Annotated in this window: 16 protein-coding genes; 12 read left to right on the top strand and 4 right to left on the bottom strand. The window is 67.8% G+C overall.

Annotated features, from left to right (window positions below; genetic code table 11):
- Nucleotides 1-82 precede the first annotated feature (82 nt).
- From hemL to ACZ5BU_RS06475, 9 genes are all read left to right on the top strand, one after another.
- Nucleotides 83-1,429, top strand: a complete 1,347-nt coding sequence (gene hemL / locus ACZ5BU_RS06515) for a glutamate-1-semialdehyde 2,1-aminomutase (protein ID WP_465696035.1) — start codon at nt 83-85, stop codon at nt 1,427-1,429.
- Nucleotides 1,426-2,076: a histidine phosphatase family protein gene (locus tag ACZ5BU_RS06510; RefSeq protein WP_465696033.1), complete on the top strand. Its 651-nt coding sequence runs from the start codon at nt 1,426-1,428 to the stop codon at nt 2,074-2,076. Before hemL ends, ACZ5BU_RS06510 begins: the two co-directional genes overlap by 4 nt.
- Nucleotides 2,076-2,639, top strand: a complete 564-nt coding sequence (locus ACZ5BU_RS06505) for a TlpA family protein disulfide reductase (RefSeq protein ID WP_465696031.1) — start codon at nt 2,076-2,078, stop codon at nt 2,637-2,639. Before ACZ5BU_RS06510 ends, ACZ5BU_RS06505 begins: the two co-directional genes overlap by 1 nt.
- A 4-nt stretch (nt 2,640-2,643) precedes the next feature.
- Nucleotides 2,644-3,387: a cytochrome c biogenesis CcdA family protein gene (locus ACZ5BU_RS06500; protein ID WP_465696030.1), complete on the top strand. Its 744-nt coding sequence runs from the start codon at nt 2,644-2,646 to the stop codon at nt 3,385-3,387.
- Between the two features lies 1 nt (nt 3,388).
- A complete protein-coding gene (gene resB, locus ACZ5BU_RS06495) occupies nt 3,389-4,987 on the top strand; it encodes a cytochrome c biogenesis protein ResB (protein WP_465696028.1) in 1,599 nt (532 codons plus the stop codon).
- Nucleotides 4,984-5,976 carry a c-type cytochrome biogenesis protein CcsB gene (ccsB, locus tag ACZ5BU_RS06490; protein ID WP_465696026.1) on the top strand — a complete coding sequence of 331 codons (993 nt, stop codon included), beginning with the start codon at nt 4,984-4,986 and terminating at the stop codon, nt 5,974-5,976. The genes resB and ccsB overlap by 4 nt, the downstream gene beginning before the upstream one ends.
- A 1-nt stretch (nt 5,977) precedes the next feature.
- A complete protein-coding gene (locus ACZ5BU_RS06485) occupies nt 5,978-6,229 on the top strand; it encodes a DUF4229 domain-containing protein (RefSeq protein ID WP_465696024.1) in 252 nt (83 codons plus the stop codon).
- A gap of 172 nt (nt 6,230-6,401) precedes the next feature.
- Complete coding sequence (locus ACZ5BU_RS06480; protein WP_465696023.1) at nt 6,402-7,004, top strand: TetR-like C-terminal domain-containing protein; 603 nt, start codon at nt 6,402-6,404, stop codon at nt 7,002-7,004.
- A gap of 54 nt (nt 7,005-7,058) precedes the next feature.
- Nucleotides 7,059-8,621 (top strand): MFS transporter, encoded by a 1,563-nt coding sequence (locus ACZ5BU_RS06475; protein WP_465696020.1) that lies wholly within the window; start codon nt 7,059-7,061, stop codon nt 8,619-8,621.
- 56 nt (nt 8,622-8,677) lie between these two features.
- On the opposite strand, the gene ACZ5BU_RS06470 is transcribed toward ACZ5BU_RS06475, so the two are convergent.
- From ACZ5BU_RS06470 to ACZ5BU_RS06460, 3 genes are read right to left on the bottom strand one after another with little or no spacing between them, the layout of a single operon-like run.
- Entirely contained in the window at nt 8,678-9,157 is a 480-nt protein-coding gene (locus ACZ5BU_RS06470) for a GNAT family N-acetyltransferase (protein WP_465696015.1), read from the bottom strand.
- The gene (locus ACZ5BU_RS06465) at nt 9,154-9,765 is read right to left on the bottom strand and encodes a TMEM175 family protein (protein WP_465696014.1); all 612 of its coding nucleotides are present in this window, start codon (nt 9,763-9,765) and stop codon (nt 9,154-9,156) included. Before ACZ5BU_RS06465 ends, ACZ5BU_RS06470 begins: the two co-directional genes overlap by 4 nt.
- Complete coding sequence (locus ACZ5BU_RS06460; RefSeq protein WP_465696012.1) at nt 9,762-10,778, bottom strand: M48 family metallopeptidase; 1,017 nt, start codon at nt 10,776-10,778, stop codon at nt 9,762-9,764. Before ACZ5BU_RS06460 ends, ACZ5BU_RS06465 begins: the two co-directional genes overlap by 4 nt.
- A 92-nt stretch (nt 10,779-10,870) precedes the next feature.
- Here ACZ5BU_RS06460 and ACZ5BU_RS06455 point away from each other — a divergent pair, with 92 nt between their 5' ends.
- Entirely contained in the window at nt 10,871-11,701 is an 831-nt protein-coding gene (locus ACZ5BU_RS06455; protein ID WP_465696010.1) for an SLATT domain-containing protein, read from the top strand.
- Here ACZ5BU_RS06455 and ACZ5BU_RS06450 read toward each other — a convergent pair.
- Nucleotides 11,674-12,009 (bottom strand): hypothetical protein, encoded by a 336-nt coding sequence (locus tag ACZ5BU_RS06450; protein WP_465696009.1) that lies wholly within the window; start codon nt 12,007-12,009, stop codon nt 11,674-11,676. The genes ACZ5BU_RS06455 and ACZ5BU_RS06450 overlap by 28 nt on opposite strands.
- 81 nt (nt 12,010-12,090) lie before the next feature.
- Between ACZ5BU_RS06450 and cds1 the strand changes: the two genes are divergently transcribed.
- A complete protein-coding gene (cds1, locus tag ACZ5BU_RS06445; RefSeq protein ID WP_465696007.1) occupies nt 12,091-13,209 on the top strand; it encodes an L-cysteine desulfhydrase Cds1 in 1,119 nt (372 codons plus the stop codon).
- Nucleotides 13,210-13,603: 394 nt separating this feature from the next.
- Nucleotides 13,604-14,488 (top strand): 1-aminocyclopropane-1-carboxylate deaminase/D-cysteine desulfhydrase, encoded by an 885-nt coding sequence (locus tag ACZ5BU_RS06440; RefSeq protein WP_465696005.1) that lies wholly within the window; start codon nt 13,604-13,606, stop codon nt 14,486-14,488.
- Nucleotide 14,489 lies beyond the last annotated feature (1 nt).

The raw sequence follows: 14,489 nt of genomic DNA, 5'->3' as shown, positions 1-14,489 counted from the left end.
GCCCGTGTGAACCCCTCGGGAACGATCGGGACCCGAAATGTCTCCTGCCCCTGCCTTCGGGGCGTCCGGCCGGCAGGGGACAATGGCGGTCGTGCCCGACACCACAGAACAGTCCGCCAAGCTCTTCCAGAGGGCCTCCACTGTCACCCCGGGCGGGGTCAACTCTCCCGTACGGGCCTTCCGCGCCGTCGGCGGCGTACCGCGCTTCATGGCCTCCGGTGACGGATGTCACATGACCGACGTCGACGGCAACCGCTATCTCGACCTGGTCAGTTCCTGGGGCCCGCTGCTGCTCGGCCACGCGCACCCGGAGGTGATCGCCGCCGTCCAGGCCGCGGTCGCCCGCGGTACGTCGTACGGGACGCCGACCGAGACCGAGGTGCTGCTCGGCGAGGAGATCGTCGCCCGGACGCCGGTGGACAAGGTCCGGCTGGTTTCGTCCGGGACCGAGGCGACGATGTCCGCGCTCCGGCTGGCCCGCGGGTTCACCGGCCGGAACAAGATCATCAAGTTCGCCGGCTGCTACCACGGCCACGTGGACGCCCTGCTCGCGCAGGCCGGTTCCGGCGTACTGACGCTGGGCATCCCGGGGACGCCGGGTGTCACCGAGGCGACCACCGCGGACACGATCGTGCTGCCGTACAACGACCAGGCCGCCGTCTCGGCCGCCTTCGCGGAGTACGGCGACCAGATCGCGGCTCTGATCACGGAAGCGTCGCCGGGCAACATGGGCGTCGTACCGCCGCGGGACAACTTCAACGCGTTCCTTGCCCGTGTGTGCAAGGAGAACGGCGCACTGTTCATCTCCGACGAGGTGATGACCGGGTTCCGGATCACCAGGTCCGGTTGGTACGGCGTCGACGGCGTCCGGCCGGACCTGATGACGTTCGGCAAGGTGATGGGCGGCGGCTTCCCGGCCGCGGCGTTCGGCGGTCGCGCCGACGTGATGGCGCACCTCGCGCCGGAGGGCTCGGTCTACCAGGCCGGCACGCTGTCCGGGAACCCGATCGCGACCACCGCCGGGCTGACCACGCTCCGGCTGGCCACCGACGAGGTGTACGCCAAGCTCGACGAGACCTCGCTCACCATCCAGCGGCTGGTGTCGACCGCACTGGACAAGGAAGGTGTGCCGCACGTCATCTCCGCGGCCGGGAACCTCTTCAGCGTCTTCTTCGTGGAGTCCTCGGAGGGACCTGCCGAGATCCGGGACTTCACCCAGGCGAACGCCCAGGTGCTGCCCCGGTTCACGGCGTTCTTCCATGCCATGCTGGACGCCGGCGTCTACCTGCCGCCGAGCGCGTTCGAGGCCTGGTTCGTGAGTGCGGCGATCGACGACGACGCGCTCGCTTCGTTGGAGTCGGCCCTCGTACCGGCGGCCCGCGCGGCCGCCTCGGTGCAGCCCGGGACAGAACTGAAGGGACAGCGGTGACCGAAACGACGGTCGTACACCTGATGCGTCACGGCGAGGTGTACAACCCGGCCGGTGTGCTCTACGGCCGGATCCCGGACTACCACCTGTCCGAGCTCGGCCGGCAGATGGCCGACCGGGTCGCCGAGCACGTCAAGGGCCGCGACATCGTGCACCTGGTCAGCTCGCCGCTGGAGCGGGCCCAGGAGACGATGGAGCCGATCGCCAAGGTGTTCGGGCTGACGCCGGACATCGACGAGCGGGTGATCGAGGCCGCGAACCTGTTCGAGGGCAAGAAGTTCGGCGTCGGTGACGGCGCGCTGAAGAACCCGAGCGCCTGGTGGCTGCTGCGGAACCCGTTCAAGCCGTCCTGGGGCGAGCCGTACCAGCAACTCGTCCGCCGGATGCGGGACGCGATCGAGACCGCCCGGCAGAAGGCCGCCGGGCACGAGGCGCTGATCGTCTCGCACCAGCTGCCGATCTGGATCGTCCGGTCCGCGATCGAGGGCCGCCGGCTGGCGCACGACCCGCGCAAACGCCAGTGCAGCCTCGCGAGCCTGACGTCGTTCACCTTCCACGGCGACCAGATCGTCTCGGTCGGATACTCCGAGCCAGCGAAGGACCTGCTGCCGGTGAAGAACCCGAAGAAGTTCGTGGGCGGCGCGTGATGATGCGCCGTACGGCGGTCCTGGCAGCCGGAGTGTTCCTCGTCGCGGGGTGCAGCTCCGGTCAGCAGGCGGCGCAGAGCCGGCAGGGGCAGGCCGGTTTCGTCAGCGGCAACGGCAACGTGTCGGTGTTCGCGGCCGCTGACCGCAAGGCGGCGCCCGCGCTTACCGGCAAGACGCTCGACGGCAAGACCTGGACCTTGGCGGACCAGAAGGGCAAGGTCGTCGTACTGAACGTCTGGGGCTCCTGGTGCCCGCCTTGCCGTAAGGAAGCGCCTGACCTGGTTGCCGCCGCCAAGGAACTCGGGCCGTCGGTGCAGTTCGTCGGGCTGAACACCCGCGACCTCGACCCGGCCCCGGCGAAGAAGTTCGTCCAGGAGTTCGACGTACCGTATCCGAACCTCTACGACCCGGCCGGCAAGGCGCTGCTGCGGTTCCGCGGGCAGATCTCGCCGGCGGCGATCCCGACCACACTCGTGATCGACAAGACCGGCAAGGTCGCCGGGCGCGTTGTCGGCGAAGTGACCAAGCAGACCCTGCTGGGCATGGTGAAGGACGCCGGTTGAGCTGATGGGACAGTGGTTCGCCTCGTCGATGACGGGCTCGATGCTGGTCGCGCTGCCGATCGCGGTGCTGGCCGGCGCCATCTCGTTCTTCTCGCCGTGCGTCGTACCGCTGCTGCCCGGCTACCTGTCGTACGTCACCGGCCTGTCCGCGGCCGAGCTCGGCTCCGAGAAGCGCGGCCGGATGCTGGCCGGTACGGCGTTGTTCGTCGCCGGGTTCTCCACGGTGTTCATCCTCACCGGCGTGCTGTTCGGCAAGGCCGGTGACCTGCTGATCGACCACCAGACCGCGATCACCCGGGTACTCGGCGGGCTCACCGTCCTGCTCGGCGTGGTGTTCCTCGGCGGGTTCGGTTTCATGCAGCGGGACCTGCGCATGCACCGGGTGCCCGCGGTCGGGATCGCGGCCGCGCCACTGCTCGGCGTACTGTTCGGATTCGGGTGGACGCCCTGTATCGGGCCGACGCTCGGGACCGTGATGACGCTGGCCACCACCGAGGGCAGTACGGCGCGCGGCGCCACGCTGGCGCTGGTGTTCAGCCTCGGGCTGGGCATTCCGTTCATCGTCGCGGCGCTGGCGTTCCGGCGGATGCTGGGCGCGGTGGCGTGGGTCCGCAAGCACCAGCTGCTGGTGATCCGGATCGGCGGCGTACTGATGATCGCGGTGGGACTGCTGCTGCTGACGGGAGTGTGGGACTCGATGACCGCGGACCTTCGGCAGTGGGTCGCCAACTTCGGATCGGCGGTCTGAGGTGACTGATATCGATCACGGCGTCAAGGACCACATCACCGCACCGACCGGCAACTCCGGGAACGAGCCGCCGCCGGCGCTCGGCCTGGTCGGCTGGCTGCGCTGGACCTGGCGGCAGCTGACGTCGATGAAGACCGCGCTGGTGCTGCTGTTCCTGCTCGCGCTCGGCGCGGTGCCCGGATCGCTCGTCCCGCAGACGTCGATCGACCCGATCAAGGTGTCGGAGTTCCTCACCGCGCACCCGAAGCTCGGCCCGCTGTACGACAAGCTCGGGCTGTTCGACGTCTACAAGTCGGCGTGGTTCTCGGCGATCTACCTGCTGCTGTTCATCTCGCTGATCGGTTGCGTCGTCCCCAGGCTTTCCGTCTACTTCAAGGCGTTGCGGGCCCGTCCGCCGAAGCCGCCGCGGAACCTGAACCGGCTGCCCGGTTACCAGAGCTTCGAGGTCGACTCCCCGGGTGACGTGCTGGCGGTGGCGACGCGGGAGCTGAAGCGCCGCCGGTTCCGGGTCGAGTCGTACGACGGAGCGGTCGCGGCGGAGCGTGGTTACCTGCGCGAGGCCGGCAACCTGCTCTTCCACTTCTCGCTGATCCTCGCGCTGATCGGCGTCGCGTGGGGCTCGCTCTTCGGGTACCGCGGCACGGTGTTGGTTGTCGTCGGCAACAGTTTCTCGAACACGGTCGCGCAGTACGACGACTTCACGCCGGGCCGCGCGTTCAGCGGCGACGACGACCTGCCGCCGTTCTCGCTGACGGTCAAGGACTTCCAGGTGAAGTTCCAGCAGGACGGCCCGCAGAAGGGCGCGGCCCGCGAGTTCAAGGCGCAGCTGTCCTACCAGGAGACCCCGGACGCGCCGGAGCAGCCGTACCTGCTGCAGGTCAACCACCCGCTGAAGCTGGACGGCAGCAGCGTCTACCTGATCGGCCACGGGTACGCGCCGCGGGTGACGGTCCGCGACGGGCAGGGGAACGTGGCGTTCTCCGGGCCGGCGCCGTTCCTGCCGCAGGACAGCAACTTCTCGTCGTTCGGCGTGATCAAGGCACCGGACGCGCGGCCGCGGACGCTCGGTTTCGAAGGGTTCTTCCTGCCGACCGCGGTGATCGGCCAGCAGGGTCCGGTGTCGGTGTTCCCCGACGACCTGAACCCCGCGCTGGTGATGACCGGGTACTACGGCCGTCCGCAGGCGGAGACAGGCAAGCCCGAGTCCGTGTACCAGCTGGACAAGACCAAGCTGACGCAGTTCACCAAGGACGGCGACAAGTGGCGGTTCCAGCTCGCGCCGGGCCAGAGCGTCGCGCTGCCGGACAAGGCCGGGTCGATCACTTTCGACGGATACAGCCGCTGGGTGAAGCTCCAGGTCAGCCACACGCCCGGTACGGACCTCGCGCTGGCCGGCGTCCTGCTGGCGATCCTCGGGCTGATGGGTTCGCTGTTCGTGCATCCGCGGCGTACCTGGGTACGAGTCCGCGAGCAGGACGGGCGTACCGTTGTCGAGGTCGCCGGTCTGGACCGCGGCCCCGAGCGCGGCCTCGGTGACGAGATCCAGGCGATCACGAAGCATTTGAAACCTGCCGGCTCGAGCAACCAGGAGCAGCCATGAGCCCGGAGACCTACGCACACGTCTCCAACCTGCTGATCCCCACCGCCACGATCATCTATGCGCTGGCGATGGTTTCGCACGCGATGGAGTGGGCGCTCGGGCGCACGGCGGTCGTGAAGAAGGTCGCGGTCAGGGAACAAGTGCTGGTCGGTTCGGCCGGGGCTGTCTCCGAGACCGTTGAGACTGCTCAGACTGTTCAGGCTTCCGAGGAGCCCGCGTCGACCGAGCGGCTGGACGCGGCGAGCCGGATCGGGTTGCTGCTGACCTGGATGGGCTTCGTGTTCCACCTCGGCGGCGTGGTCACCCGCGGTCTCGCGGCGGGCCGGGTGCCGTGGGGCAACATGTACGAGTTCTCGATCACGGCGTCGCTCGCGGTCGCGATCGTGTACCTGATCTTCGTCCAGCGGTACAAGCTGCAGTGGCTCGGCCTCGGCGTGACGCTGGTGATCGCGAGCGTCCTGGGCCTCGCCTCGCTGGCGCTCTACACGCCGGCCGGCCCGCTCGTACCGGCCCTGCACTCGTACTGGCTGGTCCTGCACGTCTCCGCGGCCGCGACGTCCGGTGGTGGGTTCACTGTCGGCGGGCTGATCTCGGTGCTGTACCTGTTGAAAGCCCGCGCCGAGCGGAAGGTCCTCGAAGGCGGCACGATGTCCCCGGCGCTGCGCCGGCTGCCGAGCGCCGAGGCGATGGACGGTACGGCGTACAAGGTGCTGGCGTTCTCGTTCCCGCTGTGGACGTTCGCCGTACTGGTCGCCGGGCCGATCTGGGCCGAGTACGCCTGGGGCCGGTACTGGGGCTGGGACCCCAAGGAGGTCTGGTCGCTGGTGACGTGGGTGGTGTACGCCGCCTACCTGCACGCGCGGGCGACCGCGGGCTGGCGGGGCCGCCGGGCCGCGACGATCGCGATCGTGGGCTGGTTCGTCTTCCTGTTCAACTTCGTCGGCGTGAACCTGTTGGTCTCCGGCATGCACTCCTACGCTGGGGTGTGAAATGAAGGAGTTCGGGATCTACACCGGCCTGCGGGCCGCGCTGTTCGCGGTCTGCCTCGGCGTGCTGTGGGTCGTCCTGCACACCTGGCTGTCGATCTGGCCGATCGCGCTGCTGGCGCTGATCGTGTCCTCGATCCTGTCGATCTTCGTACTGCGGGCCGCCCGCGACCGGCTGGCCGGCAAGATCGACACCCGGGCCGCGAAGATCTCCTCGCGCCTCGAGCAGGCCCGCTCCGCCGAGGACGACGACTAGCGGGCAGTCCCGCCTGAAACCGCCGTACCAGTGGACGACTGGTACGGAGAGTGACCTATGCCACTCGTGAACTCCGGGCAAAATCATTTGTGCATTCCTTCACACGAGTCGTAACGTGGTGGATGAAACGAAACGGTTTCGTTCCATCGTGATGATGTAGCTACGCAGGGTGATGGGTGTGGAGACAGTACGGCAGCGGCCCCGGGTCGAAGGCGGGCGTGAGGAGGAGATCCTCGACGCGACCGTCGCGGTGGTGGCCGAGCTCGGCTACGACCGGTTGACGATGGACGCGGTGGCGACCGCGGCGAAGGCCAGCAAGGCCACGCTGTACCGGCGCTGGTCCACCAAGGCCGAGCTGGTCGTGGACGCGATCAGCAGGGCCAAGGGCTGCCCGATGCCGGAGGACGTCGACACCGGCAGCCTGCGCGGCGACCTGATCTCGATGTCCTGCGGCGAGGGTGGCTTCACCGACGAGCTGCCGATGTCGGTGGTGGCCGGCCTGCTGACCGCGCTGCACCGTGACGACGAACTGCAGACGGCCTTCCGGGAGCGCTTCCTGGCGCCGCGGCTGGACCTGACCAACAAGGTGTACGAGCGGGCCGTCGAGCGCGGCGAGATCGCGCCGGGCGTCGACATCGAGCTGCTGTCGGTGACGCTGCCCGCGGTGATCATCCACCACGCCTACATCCTCGGCGTCGAGCCGACCGACGAACTCATCCTCCGCGTGATCGACAACGTGATCCTGCCTGCGGCGCGGGGGTCGCAGGCGAGCTGACCGGTGAGGGGCCGGTTCGCAACCAAGACAGTCTGCCAAGAGGGGAATCTTGCTATGTCCGAAGAAGTCATCAACGCCGATCCGCCGGAAGGGCGGCCGGTCGACGCGGTGGGTGAGCCGGCCGCGCACGGCCATCGCAACCTGGGGATCGCGCTAGCACTGATCTGCATGGCGCAGCTGATGGTCGTGCTGGACGGGACGATCGTGAACATCGCGCTGCCGCACATCAAGGACGCGCTCAAGTTCACCGACGCCTCGCTGCCGTGGGTGGTGAACGCGTACGCGCTGGCGTTCGGTGGTCTGCTGTTGCTCGGCGGCCGGATCGGGGACATCCTCGGTCGCCGCAAGGTGTTCGTCGTCGGCGTCGTACTGTTCGGCCTGGCGTCGTTCGTCGGTGGTATCGCGCAGAGTGAAGGCGTGCTGCTGACCAGCCGCATCCTGCAGGGGCTCGCGGCCGCGATGGCCTCGCCGAACGCGCTGGCACTGATCACCACCACGTTCCCGGCCGGCAAGGAGCGCAACCGCGCGATGGGCGTGTACGCGGCGATGTCCGGGGCCGGTGCGGCCGTCGGACTGATCCTCGGTGGCGCACTGACCGAGGCGTCCTGGCGCTGGACGTTCTTCATCAACACGCCGATCGGCCTGCTGGTCGCCGTACTGGCCTTCCGCTTCCTGGGTGAGTCGGAGCGGCAGAGCGGCAAGTTCGACCTGCCGGGTGCGATCACCGGTACGGCGGGTCTCACCTCGCTGGTGTACGGCCTGACGCACGCGGCCACGAACGGCTGGGGCGACACCTGGACGCTGATCTTCATCGTCGGCGGCCTGGCGCTGATCGGGATCTTCCTCGGCATCGAGGCCCGGTCGCGGCACGCGCTGATGCCGTTCCGGATCCTGGCCAACCGAACCCGCGGTGTGAGCTTCTTCGTGATGCTGATCGTCGGCGCCGCGATGTTCTCGATGTTCTACTTCCTGGGCATCTTCGTGCAGTCGATCATGGGCTACAGCGCGCTGAAGACCGGTGTCTCGTTCCTGCCGTTCAGCGTCGGCATCGTGGTCGCGGCGCAGGTCGCCTCGACGCTGGTGGCGCGGATCGACCCGCGCTGGATCGCCGGTGCGGGTGGTGTGTTCGTCGCGGGCGGCATGTTCGGGTTCAGCCGGCTCCAGGTGGATTCGACGTACTTCACGCACCTGCTGCCGTACATCCTGGTGCTGTCGTTCGGGATGGGCCTGATCTTCGTACCGCTCACGCTGACCGCGGTCAGTGGGGTCGCGGCGGAGGACTCCGGCGTCGGTTCCGCCGTACTGAACACCGTGCAGCAGATCGGTGGTGCGATCGGCCTGGCGCTGCTCGGCACGATCTCCACCAACGCGATCAAGGACAAGTTCGCCGAGCTGGCCCCGGGCCTGCAGAAGGCGGCCGAGTCCGGGCAGTCGCCCGATCAGATCAAGCAGCTGCAGGGCCAGTTCACCGCGCTCGCCACGACGCACGGCTTCACCCGTGCGTTCGTGTGGTCGGCCTTCCTGGCCCTGGGCGCCGCCCTGATCACGCTGATCGGCCTGTCGATCAAGCACAAGGACCTGGCCAACGACGGCGAGACCGCAGTCCACATCGGCTGATCCGTTGTCTCGAAGGGCTCGCTTCCGGGAGGGGGAGGCGAGCCCTTCGTCTTTGTCTACAGGGCTTTGCGCATCACGAGTTCGCGGCGGATGCCGTCGGCCATCAGGTCGCCGGGTTCGTCGGTGTCGACGTACCCGTGCCGGAGGTACAGGTCGTGCGCCGGATCGTTGCCGGGGACAACGGAGAGCTCGAGGCTGGTGGCGCCGACGGACCGGGCCCAGTCCTCGATCGCCTGCATCAGCGCGTTGCCGACACCCTTGCCGCGGCCCTCCGGTGCGACCCACATCGAGACCAGCTCGGCGGTCCGGTCCTCGCTCGGGAACCCGCCGGCCATCCCGGCCGGCGTACCGTCGAGGCTCGCGATCACCTGATAGGCGCCGGGTTCGGAGAGTCGCTGCCGCCAGCTTTCCTCGGGCGCGTCGGCCCAGTCGGCGTACTGCGAGCCGAACGCGAACGCGGCCTCCTGCAGGGCGGCCAGGCGCAGCTCGCGCCAGGCCTTCCAGTCGTCCGGGCCGATTGCTTGGAGCTCGATCATGTCTTGATCCGTTGGGTCAGGGGCGGCAGCCAGTAGTACGGGATGAGCAGCGAGAACGCGACGATGCCGAGGATCGGGACGATCGCACCGAGAGCGGTGCCGATGCCGTACAGCAACGGCCCGAGGAGGAACCGCCGGCTCATCTTACGAGCCTCCTCCGGGCTGATCGTGTCGCCCAGGAGCCGATGACCGCGGCGCGCGTACTCCCAGATCGCGTTGAACGGCAGGCCGCCGGCGACGAGCACAGCGCCGTACAGGACGACGGCGGTCCGTTCGCCCTCGTGGTTGCGGAGTGCGGACGCCAGGACGCCGGCCGTGAACGGGATGAGGGCGACGAGCATCAGCAGGATCGTATTCAGGAAGAGCAGCACCCGGTCCGCGCTGGCGATGTGGTCGAACATCGCGTGATGGTTCGCCCACACCAGTCCGATCACCAGGAAGCTGATGACGTAGCCGAGGTACGACGGCCACAGGTGACCCAACTGGTCCAGCAGGTGCGCGGTGTCCTCGGGAACCTTGATCTCGATCACCAGCAGGGTGATCGCGATCGCGAAGACACCGTCGCTGAACGCCTCCAGGCGTGCGGTCTTCAGTACCTGTCCCGTCACCGCGGTGGGAACTTGGAGGAGACCCAGTCGCGGACGCCGCCGAGGCCGTCCCCGAGGTCGCGGAGCAGTTTGGCCAGCGGGTCCTGGGACCGGCTGAACGCGTCGGAGTACGACTTGGCGGCGTTCTTCGCCTCCTGGGAGATCGACGCGTCGCCGTCGTCCTGGCGCTTCGGGTACTCGCCGGAGACGATCGCGGTGTACTCGCCCTCGTCCACCCAGCGGCGCAGCTCGTGCGCGCGGATCACGGACAGCGGGTGCGACTGCGCCTCGAGCAGCAGCAGCTTCAGCACACTGTCGCGCAGGTCGCCGGCGCTCTCGTACTCCGTGCCCTGGGCAAGGAACGCGGTGGTGTCGAGCTCGTTCAGCTGACCGCCGCTGGCGAGCTTCATCTGCACCCGCAGCGCGACCGCGGGGTCCTGGGTGGCGAGCAGACCGGCCCGGTCGCCGGACAGCTCCGCCTTGCGGGACCACTCGTGCAGCGCGGCGATGATGGCCCGCAGTCCGAGCGCGCCGATCGGCATCCAGTTGAACGCGCCGGTCAGCCGCATCAGCCACATCAGCAGCGACTGGTACAGCGCGTGACCGCTCTGCGCGTGCCCGAGCTCGTGGCCGAGGACGAACCGCAGCTCCTCCTCGTCCAGCCCGGTCAGCAGGGAGCTGTTCACCACGATGAACGGCTTGTCCATGCCGATCGTGATCGCGTTCCAGAACGGGCTGTTGGTGACGAACAGCTCCGGCAGTTCACGGACGTCGAGCGTGCTCGCCGCCTCCGTGTACAGCCGGTGCACGGTCGGGAACTGCCGCTCGTCGACCCGGATCGCGCCGCCCAGGAACTGCAGCCGGAAGGCACGCTCGTTGATCAGGCCGGACATCTTCCGCAGTACGTAGTCGAACCCCTTCAGCTGCCGCAGCGCCACCAGCGCACCGCGGTCCGCCGGGTGCTCCCACGCCCGCGAACTGATATCCGTCAACGTCACCCGCTGCCTCGTCGGCCGATCACTGTTCTCGCTCATCGCTCCCCCTGCCCGGTCGTCATGAGTTCCGACACTAGCTCGCCCCCGGGTCGAGCGTGATACCTGCGCCGTCGGCAACCCACCGTTGTAAAGTGACCCGCCCGCCACAGATGGGAGTTGGAGAGTTGCCGATAGACCCCGAGCGCTTCGTGGCACACAACCGCGCTCTGCTCGAACTCGAGTTGAGACTCCGAGTGGCGAGGCAACTGGATCGGATACAGCGCCTGTGTCTGGTGTTCCTGCCGGTGGCGGTAGGTATTGTCTATGTCGCCGAGAACACCCCGGAATTCGGTGTCCAGAAGAAGGTCTTCGTCGCCCCTCTGGTCGCGATCGGAATTGCGTCCGCGATCTTCCTGGCGGTGTTCGCAATTTTGAAGCATGATTATCCGGACAAATATCGGTCTGGATTGATCGAGCTCGAGCTGGTTGTCGGCCGGCAGTCGAAAGCGATACTCGTCGCCGAGTCCGCGGAGTTGCCGCTCGCCGTGCGCCGCAACAACTATCGGGAGTCGATCGGGTCCGATCTGGGAACGCTCCGCTCGGGCGCCACCTATTACCGGCGGGTCAACAACGCTTTGCAGGCAGTGGTGATCGTCGGATCGCTGGCCGCGACCGCCGTCACGAGCCTGGCACTGACGGCAGTGGCGCTCCGGTGGATCAGTGTGGTCGTGACGTTCCTGGTCGGGCTTGCGGCCGGGTTCATGGGTTACTTCAAGTTCAAGGAGCGAAGCTTCTACCTGCAACAGACCGCGGATGCCATCGAGTCGGAATGGAACAACTACGATCTCGGTATCGGTCGATATCGCGGGAAGAACAAGGATGCCGCTCTGGCCGAGTTGGTTGAAGAGGTCGAGCGGCTCAGTGCCGAACAGAAGAAACGCGAGCAGAATCTCGATCAGCCGCCGGAGCGTTCGGACGGGTAATCATCGGCCACCGGCGTCCGGGGATTCAGGATCGCGGCGGCGACGAGCGTCGGCAGCCACCCCACCGGCACTGCCCACCAGCCGAGGCCCCTGCTGGTCGCGAAAGCGGTTGTGGCGAGGCTGATCGACGTACCCGTGAACCAGTACCAGAGTGCGTTCCAGCCGGGATGGTCGGTCGCACGGCGGTGGCCGACCCAGGCGAGGGTGAGGGTTGCCGGCAGGGCGAGCGCGGTCGCGCCCAGCGTGAGTACGGCCAGGATCAGGGCCACGTCCGCCGGGGAGAACTCGATCGGTCCGAGGGGGATCATGCCTGCGATGCTCCCGGCCGGAGGCCCGGTCACCGAGCGTAGGAATACTCAAATCGGGTTCTACGTCTTAGCCTGGCCCGCATGAGTGAGGTAGACGGGGTGTGCCGCGAGGTCGATCGGCGCGACGACAAGGACCGGGCCTGGGTGTCCGAGGCGATCCGGATCGTGGACGCCGACGCGAACCGGAGCGCGGACACGCACCTGCACGTGTTCCCGATGCCGGAAGGTACCGGTGTGGACCTGTACCTGAAGGATGAGTCCGTACACCCGACCGGCTCGCTCAAGCACCGGCTGGCCCGGTCGCTGTTCCTGTACGCGCTCTGCAACGGCTGGATCCACGAGGGCACCACCGTGATCGAGGCGTCCAGCGGCTCGACCGCGGTCAGCGAGGCGTACTTCGCCCGCCTACTCGGTCTCCCGTTCGTCGCCGTGATGCCGCGCTCGACCAGCCCCGAGAAGGTCGAGCTGATCGAGTTCTACGGCGGCCGCTGCCACTTCGTTGAACGCTCCGGCCAGATCTACGGCGAGGCCAAGCGCCTCGCCGAGGAGACCGGCGGGCACTACATGGACCAGTTCACGTACGCCGAACGCGCCACCGACTGGCGCGGCAACAACAACATCGCCGAGTCGATCTTCGGGCAACTGTCGCTGGAGCAGCACCCGATCCCGACCTGGATCGTGGTCGGCGCCGGCACCGGCGGTACGTCGGCCACCATCGGGCGGTACGTCCGCTACCAGCGCCACGAGACGTCGGTCGCCGTCGTCGACCCGGAGAACTCCGCGTTCTTCCCCGCCTTCGAAGCCGGCGACCACGACTTCTCCACCGGCCGCCCCTCCCGCATCGAAGGCATCGGCCGCCCCCGCGTCGAACCGTCGTTCGTCCTCGGCGTCGTCGACCGGATGATCTCCGTCCCCGACGCCGCCTCGATCGCCGCCATGCGCTTCTGCTCCCGCGTCACCGGCCGCCTCGTCGGCGGCTCCACCGGCACCAACCTCTGGGGCTCACTCCGCCTGGCCGCCGAAATGCGCCGCACCGGAGCCCGCGGCAGCATCGTCACCCTCCTCTGCGACAGCGGCGAACGCTACGGCAACACCTACTACGACGACACCTGGCTACGCACCGCCGGCATCGACATCACCCCCTACACCACCACCCTAGAAACCTTCGCCACCACCGGCCACTGGACCGAACCGGCATAGCCGTAGTCACGCGGTGCATGTGGTCCACCCCCGCGTGCTACACAGCCGCTAACTTCGTCGCCACGCTCCTCACCGCGCCTGCTCCGCCGGCGCACTGCGAGCTGCCACTCGCGGGTGAGAACTTGGCGCGAGTTCGTGGGCGAAGTCGGAGGTGGTGACCGGCTGCTTGTGATCGTCCGTCGTGGGCTCCACATCCACCTCCGCAAAGTGCGGACCGCCAGGCCATCACAATCGCAACCCGTGCAGCGGCCCACGCGGCAGGTCGTCCGCAACGCGCACATTGTGATGGCCTGGACGTCCGCACCCTGTCACAAACGACCAGAAGCAGTGCACGTGTGTACGCCGACCCAGTGGGCGCGTATGGGATCGTGGAGTGGTGGAAGGCCTTCGGTCGGTGGAGCTTCGGCTGCCTTCGCCTGTGCACGAGGTGCACGACGACCGTCTGGAGGCGGCCGGGGTTCGGGTTCTGCTGAAGCGGGATGATCTGATTCATCCCGAGTTCCCCGGCAACAAATGGCGCAAGTTGAAGTACAACCTCGCCGCGGCGCACGAGCTCGGCCTCAGGACCCTGCTGACGTTCGGCGGCGCGTACTCGAACCACATCCGCGCGACCGCCGCCGCGGGCCACTACGGCGGCTTCGAGACGATCGGCGTCATCCGAGGCGAGGAACATCTGCCGCTCAACCCGTCGCTCGCCTACGCAATCGACCGCGGCATGCGCCTCACCTATCTCGACCGGCCTTCCTACCGTGCGAAGACGTCGGACGCGGTGATCAGCCGTCTGAGCCGTGAGTTCGGCGAGTTCTACCTCCTGCCTGAAGGCGGCAGCAACAAAGAGGCCGTTCTGGGATGCGCAGAGCTTCCCGACGAACTGACCGAACCCTTCGACGTGATGTTCTGCGCGGTTGGCACGGGCGGAACCCTCGCGGGCGTTGCCGCGGGATTGGCCCCGGAGCAGGCGGCTGTCGGCGTACCCGTCCTGAAGGGTGGCGCGTACTTGGAGCAGGAGGTGGTCGATCTCCAGACCTCGGCGTACGGCAAGCGAACGGGCACCTGGCACCTCGAGTGCGACTACCACTTCGGCGGCTATGCGAAGCGATCGCAGGAACTGGACACCTTCATCCGCGACTTCGAGACCAGACACGGCCTTCTACTCGACTGGGTCTACGAAGCAAAGATGATGTACGCCCTGTTCGACCAGGTACACAGCGGAGCCTTCGGATCAGGCACAACAATCGTCGCATTGATCTGCGGCTCCAGTGAGGTCCCCGGCGGGTGAC

It is taken from the genome of Kribbella sp. NPDC031520, assembly GCF_055580825.1.
The sequence above is the reverse complement of the archived record's forward strand: the minus strand, read 5'-3'. Positions and strand labels throughout refer to the sequence as shown.

Excerpts from the sequence above, each read along its gene's own strand:
- ACZ5BU_RS06485 (WP_465696024.1), top strand. The coding sequence starts at position 5,978 with ATGAAGGAGTTCGGGATCTACACCGGCCTGCGGGCCGCGCTGTTCGCG.
- ACZ5BU_RS06500 (WP_465696030.1), top strand. The coding sequence starts at position 2,644 with ATGGGACAGTGGTTCGCCTCGTCGATGACGGGCTCGATGCTGGTCGCG.
- ccsB (WP_465696026.1), top strand. The coding sequence starts at position 4,984 with ATGAGCCCGGAGACCTACGCACACGTCTCCAACCTGCTGATCCCCACC.
- ACZ5BU_RS06505 (WP_465696031.1), top strand. The coding sequence starts at position 2,076 with ATGATGCGCCGTACGGCGGTCCTGGCAGCCGGAGTGTTCCTCGTCGCG.
- hemL (WP_465696035.1), top strand. The coding sequence starts at position 83 with ATGGCGGTCGTGCCCGACACCACAGAACAGTCCGCCAAGCTCTTCCAG.
- ACZ5BU_RS06450 (WP_465696009.1), bottom strand. The coding sequence starts at position 12,009 with ATGATCCCCCTCGGACCGATCGAGTTCTCCCCGGCGGACGTGGCCCTG.
- ACZ5BU_RS06470 (WP_465696015.1), bottom strand. The coding sequence starts at position 9,157 with ATGATCGAGCTCCAAGCAATCGGCCCGGACGACTGGAAGGCCTGGCGC.
- ACZ5BU_RS06460 (WP_465696012.1), bottom strand. The coding sequence starts at position 10,778 with ATGAGCGAGAACAGTGATCGGCCGACGAGGCAGCGGGTGACGTTGACG.
- cds1 (WP_465696007.1), top strand. The coding sequence starts at position 12,091 with ATGAGTGAGGTAGACGGGGTGTGCCGCGAGGTCGATCGGCGCGACGAC.
- ACZ5BU_RS06480 (WP_465696023.1), top strand. The coding sequence starts at position 6,402 with ATGGGTGTGGAGACAGTACGGCAGCGGCCCCGGGTCGAAGGCGGGCGT.
- ACZ5BU_RS06475 (WP_465696020.1), top strand. The coding sequence starts at position 7,059 with ATGTCCGAAGAAGTCATCAACGCCGATCCGCCGGAAGGGCGGCCGGTC.